Source organism: Anaerolineales bacterium (genome assembly GCA_022866145.1).
Lineage (GTDB): Bacteria > Chloroflexota > Anaerolineae > Anaerolineales > E44-bin32 > PFL42.
Genome location: JALHUE010000459.1, coordinates 1 through 6,345 on the forward strand (window position 1 = coordinate 1; position 6,345 = coordinate 6,345).

Consider the following 6,345-nt stretch of genomic DNA (forward strand, 5'->3'; position numbering starts at 1 on the left):
CGGGCGCTCCTCCCGAGCCCGCGGCCCTCAACGCCGCCCAGCCAGATCCGCGCCTGAGGGCGCACCTGCAGCAGGTCTTGGCGTCCCTCCCCGAGGATGATGGCGCTACCACGCCGGCGCAACTGTCGCAGGCCATGGCCAACGGCGCCGACATCCTGCTCCTGGATATCCGCTCTCCGGGGGAAGTCCAGGCCAAAGGTTTCATCGCATGGGATCGGCAGCTGAGAATTCCAATCGAGGAATTGGTAGCGCGCCGAGCGGAACTGCCGGAGGACAAGGCCACCCCAATCGTCACCTACTGCGGCAGCGGCTACCGGTGTCTGCTGGTGATGATGATGCTGCGGTCCTACGGATACCTGGACGTCAATAACCTCGTCGGCGGTCTGACGGGATGGGACGCCGCCGGATATCCGATTGCGATCGAGCCTTGAGGCGGAGCTGTGCCTGAGGCCCGGCGCCGGGGAGGCTTGAGGGCGCGGTCTGGCGGGCGGTGACTAGCGGGCGGCGAGGCTCGGCAAGTTCCCTTCCCCGCCCAGCGCCAGCAGGTCCTCCCATGCGATCACCCGCAGGCGCCGCCACAGATCCTCCGCCCGCACTCGCTCCGCAAAGTCCAGCCAGATGCGCTCCAGCCGCGGCCACCGCTGCCGGGGGATCACCAGCCACAGCCCGAATTCGAGGCCGAGGGTGTGTGCCAGATGGGCCCCCACCACCAGCGTGCGAAACAGCTGATAGTGCAGGCTGCACGGCGGCGGATCTGAGTCAGGCAGCGGACGCTTACCCACTTCCAGCCAGCGGCCGAAGTCGGCCGGCCCAGGCTCCCAATAGCGGCAAGGAGCCCGCTCAGGGGCGGGATTGACCTCGGGACATCGTCCTCGGACAAAGCGCCCACAACGCCCCGGCGATGCCCCTCGCTTGGCCTCGACCGCGATCAGCTGCCCACCACCGACGAGAAACAGATCGACTTCTGTCTGCCCCGTGGGGCCATCGACCTGGCCCACGGCAGCCTGCAGGCCGGGCATCGGCCGACCATCGATGCCGTAGCCCCAAAAGACCATCTCCAGGCCTGGCCCGCCGGGGGGCGGCAGGCGGGTTCCCCACAGCGGCGTCAGGGCAAGCAAGTCCGCCAGCTGCAGTCCACGGGCGGAGAGCGGATAGAAGGTATTCCACACGAGCGGGCTTTCCGACCGGGATCGACTCAAGTTCGCCAGGACCGTCTGCGGCAGCGCCGAGAAGATGGGCTCCCGCTCGCCATCCAGGACCCAGCGGCGTGCATCCGGCCGAGATCGGGAGGGTCGGCTCGAGGCCATGTTCTCGATGATACCGGAATCCGTCCGGAGAGTTCCTGGGGTTAAGGCAGCGGGCCCGCCTCGCATGAAGCGGACCCGGAACGGACCCCTTGCCTGAGGTTGGGGCGCGGTTTATTTCGAGGCGACTCCACGGGCCTCGATCGCCTGCACCTTGCCGACGCGACGGGCGTGGCGCTCCTCACCCGTGTACTTCGCCCCCAGGTAGGCGCGTACGATCTCGACCGCCAGCTCAGGACCGATCACACGCCCGCCGATGGCCAGGACATTCATGTCGTCATGTTCGACACCCTGGTGGGCGGTGTAGGTGTCATGGCAGACGCCGCTGCGGATGCCCTTCAGCTTGTTGGCGGCGATCGAGGCCCCGACCCCCGAACCGCACAGGATGATGCCGCGCTCCGCCTCACCTCGCTGGACCGCTCCTCCGACCTTCTCGGCGAAGTCCGGGTAGTCCACCGGTTGGGTGTCGTTGGTTCCCAGGTCGATCGGCTCGTGGCCGGCGGCGCGCACCGTCTGGATCACTCTCTCCTTGAGCGGAAACCCGGCGTGGTCGGCTGCAATCGCGACTCGCATGTCCTGCCTCCTGACCGAGTGCCTCCTCGGCACCCGGCAGTACTGTACCCGCGTCTCCCCGACGGTCCAAGACCGAAGGGCACGCCCATTTGTGCCTTCCGAGCCAGACGGGCTGCGAGTTCTACAGCCCTGACATCGCCTTCTTGGCGGCGGCCACCACGGCATCGACGGTCAGGCCCAGGTAGTTGTAGACATCCTTGTACGGGGCGGAGGCGCCAAAGCGATTGATGCCTACGATCAGGCCCTTGTCCCCCACCCATCGCTCCCATCCCATGCTCACCCCGGCTTCGACGGCCACCCGGGCGGGAATGGAAGCCGGCAGGACCTCGCTGCGGTAGCTCTCTGGCTGACCGGCGAACAGCTCCCACGAGGGGAAGGAGACCACCCGGACTGGGATTCCCTCCTGGGTCAGGCGCTCGGCCGCCTGAACGATCAGCTCGACCTCGGAGCCGGAGGCCATGAGCACGACTTTCGGCGCGCCCTGCCCAAGATCCCCCATGACGTAGGCGCCCTTGCGCAGTCCTTGGGCCGATGCGAACTTCACCCGATCGTAGATCGGCAGCGCCTGGCGAGTTAGGGCGAGGGCGGTCGGCCCCGAAGTGCGCTCCAGGGCAACCAACCAGGCGACGCCGGTCTCATTCGCATCGGCCGGTCGCAGCAGAGTGACGTTCGGGATCGTGCGCAGGGAGGCGGCGTGTTCGATCGGCTGGTGGGTCGGGCCGTCTTCGCCCACGCCGATTGAGTCATGGGTGAAGATGTAGATCACCCGCTGACGCATCAGCGCCGCCAGCCGGATGGCCGGCCGCATGTAGTCGGCGAAGACCATGAAGGTACCGGCATAGGGGATCAACCCGCCGTGTAGAGCGATTCCGTTGATCATCGAAGCCATGGCATGCTCGCGCACGCCGAAGCGGATGTAGCGATTCCCCGGCGTGTCGGGGGTGTAGTCTCCACTGTCTTTGATCAGAGTCTGATTGGAGGGTGTGAGATCGGCTGAGCCACCAATCAGCTCGGGCAGGGCTGGCGCTAGAGCGTTGAGCGCTTTGCCGGATGCGGCCCGGGTGGCGACGCCCTTCGGATCGGCAGGCACGGCAGGAATCAACTCAGCGAGACCTTCCGGCAGGGCGCCGGACTGAGTTCGCTTGAACTGGGCCGTCAACTCAGGATAGGCCTGGGCATAGCCGGCCATCGATTTCTTCCATTTCTTGTTGGCGCGCTTGCCGCGTGCCGCCGCCTTGGCGAAGTGCTCGCGTACGTCGTCCGGGACGAGGAAGCGCGGTTCCGTCGGCCACCCTAGATTGCGCTTGGCGCCCTCTAATTCCTCCTCGCCGGCGGGCTCGCCATGGGCCGAGGACTTGTCTTGTTTGGTCGGCAGGCCAAATCCGATGTGCGTGCGGCAAGCGATCAGCGACGGTCGCGGATCGCGCTTGGCGGCCCTAAGGGCCTTGTCGATGGCGGCGACGTTGTCGCCATCCGGCACGCTCACCACGTGCCAGCCGTAGGCCTTGAAGCGCTTCACCCGATCCTCGGTAAAGGACAGCTCGGTCGTCCCATCGATGGTGATGTGATTGTCGTCGTACAGGTAGATCAGACGGCCAAGCCGCAAGTGTCCGGCCAGGGAGGCGGCTTCGGATGCCACCCCCTCCATCAGGTCACCGTCGGAGACGATTCCGTAGATGTAGTGATCCACGACCGGGAAGTCCTTCTGGTTGTACTGGGCTGCCAGGTGCTCGACCGCCAGCGCCATCCCGACGCCCATGGCGAAGCCCTGGCCAAGCGGGCCGGTCGTGGTTTCAACCCCCGGAGTTTCGCCGTATTCGGGATGGCCGGGGGTCTTGCTCCCCAGCTGGCGGAAGCGCTTCAGCTCTTCCATCGGCAGGTTGTACCCCGAGAGATGCAGCAAGGAGTACAACAGGGCTGAACCGTGCCCTGCCGAAAGAACGAACCGATCGCGGTCGGGCCAGCGCGGATCGGAGGGGTCGAATTTCAGGTGCCGCGTCCACAGCGTGTAGGCCATGCTGGCGGCGCCCATCGGCAGCCCGGGATGGCCGGACTTGGCCTGCTGTACGGCATCGGCCGCCAGGAAGCGGATGGTGTTGATGGCTCGTTCGGTGAGATGGGTATCCGACATTGCGCGCTCCAGTGATCAAGTTGATGTGCATAGCTCTCCCCAAGGGGGAAGCTGGCGGGCAACCGATCGCGCCGAAGTTGGCGCGTCCTGCACGTGCCCGTTCGACCGATGACCTCTTAGGCTCCGCTGGCACGCTCCAGATCGGCCAGCCAGGTGCGCAACCCGCGCACGCAGGTCAATCCGACTTTGTGCCCGACGTCGGCCTCGCAATATGTCACCCGCGCTCCGGTCTGCTCGAGCAACGCGGCTTCACCACGGGCTCGATCCACTGGGACCCGGTCATCCCGGAGGCCGTGGCTCCAGAAGATGGGGACGCCGACGAACGCCGAGGCTGTTATCCCCGGCGGAAGGAAGCCGGCCAGCACCGCCAGCCCGGCCGGGCGAACGAGCCTCTCACCCACCGAGGCGAATGCCAGGGCCGCTCCTTGGCTGAACCCTACCAGCACCAGGGGCAGGTCGGGGGACACGGGCGCGGCCTTCACCCATTCCCGCAACGCCCCAGCCGCCGGCCTGAAGGCCGCCGCCGGGACGCCCGCATCACCGTGGTCCAGGCTCCAGCTGAAGCCGCCGGGCCCAGCCTCAAACGGCCCGCGCAGCGAAATCCGCCACCATCCTGCCGCCAGCCCGCGTTCGAGTATGTCCATCGAGTGTTCATCGCCGGTCCAACCGTGAAGAAAGATTGCCACCCCGCGCACGGGCTCCGGCCGGGGTGCCGGAGAGGCTGTCTCAATACGCACGCCGAGATTGGAGGTCGCCACGGTTCACGCGCCTTTCGCCCGGCGGGCAATCCACCCCAGGAGCGAGAGCAGGCCCCAGATCAAGCCTAGGGGCAGCAAGGCCAGTAGGGTGCAGATCAGGGCGCTGCGGCCGGCATCCGGTCCGTAGATCAAGCGAACGAGCAGCGTCCCCACTGCCAAGGCCAGGAATAGCCCGCCTGCGATGAGCCGGAGTTGGGTTCCGCCGGCATAGGCCCGCATATCCCTGCCCGGGCGCACAGGCTTCAATCCGTCCATCGGCGAGTGCGCTGGCCGATCCATCGCCAGAGCCGCCGATGGGGAGCGAACTGGGACCGGATGGCCGGCATGGCCTCGTTTGCGGCGGCTTCGCCCAAGGCCGACATCGTCTCCAGAGAGGGGCTGTCAAACAGGCCGACGTCCCAGACCTCGGGGCGGATGATCACCTCGGGTTTGTCTACCGTCAGATGGAGTTCGGTGTGCATACGGAGGGTGATCTCCATCGCCTGCTGGAAGATCTCCAGGGCCCGCAGCGGACCAAGGCGTGCGACGAAGCTGACCACCGGCAGGTCACCGAACGGGCTGGGAGAGCGGGTCTCAGGCCAACGGCTCTGCTCTGGCGAGAGAACGACGGCCACGACCGGAGCGTTGTGCAGCTCGCGAACGGGGCGAACGGGCACGGGATCGAGGGTGGCCCCATCCACCAACCGGTGCTCCCCCAGGATCTGCGGGGGAAAGATCCCCGGAAGGGCCATGGTCGCCATCACCCCAGCAACCAGAGGGCCAGTGCGGATCACCACCTCTCGGCATGCCGCAAGGTCGACCGCGGTTACAGCCAGAGGAATTGGCAGCTCCTCAAAGGTGAGCTCGCCGAACAGCCCGACCAACCAGGCCTGGACCTTCTCCAGCCCGAACAAAGCCGGTCCCGTCGGGCGTAGCTGAAGCAGCCCCCGGATTTCCAGCTCCGCCGCTTTCTGCTGGATGGTGTCCGGCGACATGCCGCAGGCATAGGCCGCGGCGATGATCCCGCCCATGCTGGTCCCGGCGATGGCGCGAACCCGCACGCCTTCGCGCTCGAAAGCCCGCAGGACTCCAATATGGGCCAGGCCGCGTGCACCCCCGCCACCCAGCGCCAATGCGATGTCCACCGCCCAGCCTCCTCGGTCAGCCCTGGGGCGGCCGCCAGTCGGGCCAGCGCCAGCCAATGATCTCCAGGGCGTCGTGGATTGGGTCTTCGTCGAATGGCAGGGAGAACGCCTCGTCCACGCGGGCCGTCAGCCGGGCGGCCGCCTGGCGCACCTGGACGGGCAATGCGGCGTCGCGTGCCGCCCGCCGCAGCGCTTCATATGCATTCCCCTGCGTGCCCTGTGCGGACCGCACCTGGCTGCTCGGCACGCCGTCCAGCGCCCAGCCGGCTGCCCGCCGGGCGCACACCCGCGCTCGCCCACGATTCCCCGCCTGCCGCGCCCGGTCCGCCTGGGCAAGCTCGGCGGAGACCTGCTCGCCAAGGTGCGGGTCCTTCACAGTTCGAATCTATCATAGACGCCAAGTGCGGGTTGCACCGCCTCTGGGTGGAATATGACACCTCTCGCGGAACGACTTC

The 6,345-nt window shown here is 67.2% G+C and carries 8 protein-coding genes; 1 reads left to right on the forward strand and 7 read right to left on the reverse strand.

What is annotated here, in order from left to right; translation table 11 throughout:
• Nucleotides 1-431, forward strand: a 431-nt coding sequence (locus tag MUO23_13585; GenBank protein ID MCJ7513981.1) for a rhodanese-like domain-containing protein, incomplete at its 5' end; no start/stop codon positions are given.
• Nucleotides 432-494: 63 nt separating this feature from the next.
• Here MUO23_13585 and MUO23_13590 read toward each other — a convergent pair.
• From MUO23_13590 to MUO23_13620, 7 genes are all read right to left on the reverse strand, one after another.
• Nucleotides 495-1,307, reverse strand: a complete 813-nt coding sequence (locus MUO23_13590) for a hypothetical protein (protein MCJ7513982.1) — start codon at nucleotides 1,305-1,307, stop codon at nucleotides 495-497.
• A gap of 111 nt (nucleotides 1,308-1,418) precedes the next feature.
• On the reverse strand, nucleotides 1,419-1,877 hold the full coding sequence (gene rpiB, locus MUO23_13595; GenBank protein ID MCJ7513983.1) for a ribose 5-phosphate isomerase B: 459 nt from the start codon (nucleotides 1,875-1,877) through the stop codon (nucleotides 1,419-1,421).
• Nucleotides 1,878-1,998: 121 nt separating this feature from the next.
• Complete coding sequence (tkt, locus tag MUO23_13600; protein MCJ7513984.1) at nucleotides 1,999-4,008, reverse strand: transketolase; 2,010 nt, start codon at nucleotides 4,006-4,008, stop codon at nucleotides 1,999-2,001.
• A 116-nt stretch (nucleotides 4,009-4,124) separates the two neighbouring features.
• Nucleotides 4,125-4,652 carry a hypothetical protein gene (locus MUO23_13605; protein MCJ7513985.1) on the reverse strand — a complete coding sequence of 176 codons (528 nt, stop codon included), beginning with the start codon at nucleotides 4,650-4,652 and terminating at the stop codon, nucleotides 4,125-4,127.
• 117 nt (nucleotides 4,653-4,769) lie between these two features.
• The gene (locus MUO23_13610) at nucleotides 4,770-5,012 is read right to left on the reverse strand and encodes a hypothetical protein (protein ID MCJ7513986.1); all 243 of its coding nucleotides are present in this window, start codon (nucleotides 5,010-5,012) and stop codon (nucleotides 4,770-4,772) included.
• On the reverse strand, nucleotides 5,009-5,890 hold the full coding sequence (locus tag MUO23_13615; protein ID MCJ7513987.1) for a patatin-like phospholipase family protein: 882 nt from the start codon (nucleotides 5,888-5,890) through the stop codon (nucleotides 5,009-5,011). Before MUO23_13615 ends, MUO23_13610 begins: the two co-directional genes overlap by 4 nt.
• A gap of 16 nt (nucleotides 5,891-5,906) precedes the next feature.
• Nucleotides 5,907-6,266: a hypothetical protein gene (locus tag MUO23_13620; protein ID MCJ7513988.1), complete on the reverse strand. Its 360-nt coding sequence runs from the start codon at nucleotides 6,264-6,266 to the stop codon at nucleotides 5,907-5,909.
• Nucleotides 6,267-6,345 lie beyond the last annotated feature (79 nt).